At 36.8% G+C, this 454-nt stretch carries 1 rRNA gene; it reads right to left on the bottom strand.

Annotated elements, in window-relative coordinates:
* Positions 1 to 327: 327 nt before the first annotated feature.
* Positions 328 to 444: ribosomal RNA gene (gene rrf / locus KW850_RS32720) — 5S ribosomal RNA — on the bottom strand.
* Positions 445 to 454: the final 10 nt, after the last annotated feature.

Raw genomic sequence — 454 nt, 5'->3', positions numbered from 1 at the left:
AGCCAGGATCAAACTCTCCAAGAAAGTTGATTAGCTCATTTGTTACGTTGGCTTAGCTTCTTAATTGAAGCTAAAAGTTATTGTTTGTTTGCACGATTTTGTTTGTTTAGTTTTCAAAGAACAATTTGTTTTTTAGAAGTGACAAAATCTATCATATCACATTTCTAGTTTTCTATCAACCAATATTTATTATTAAATGTCGATTTTTTTTTGCTCTTTCAAGAGCAACTTTTACATCATAACACCAACAGCGTCAGATTACAACTAAAAGTTTTTTCAATCCCTGAAAAGGGGATAGAAAAGACAGAAACATAAAATTCTGTCTTCGCCTGGCAACGTCCTACTCTCACAGGGACGCGTGTCCCAACTACCATCGGCGCTGAGAAGCTTAACTTCCGTGTTCGGTATGGGAACGGGTGTGACCTTCTCGCCTTAATTACCAGACTATTTGGTT

The sequence above is a fragment of the Bacillus sp. sid0103 genome (genome assembly GCF_019219025.1).
This window is presented reverse-complemented; position numbering and strand designations above follow the sequence as displayed.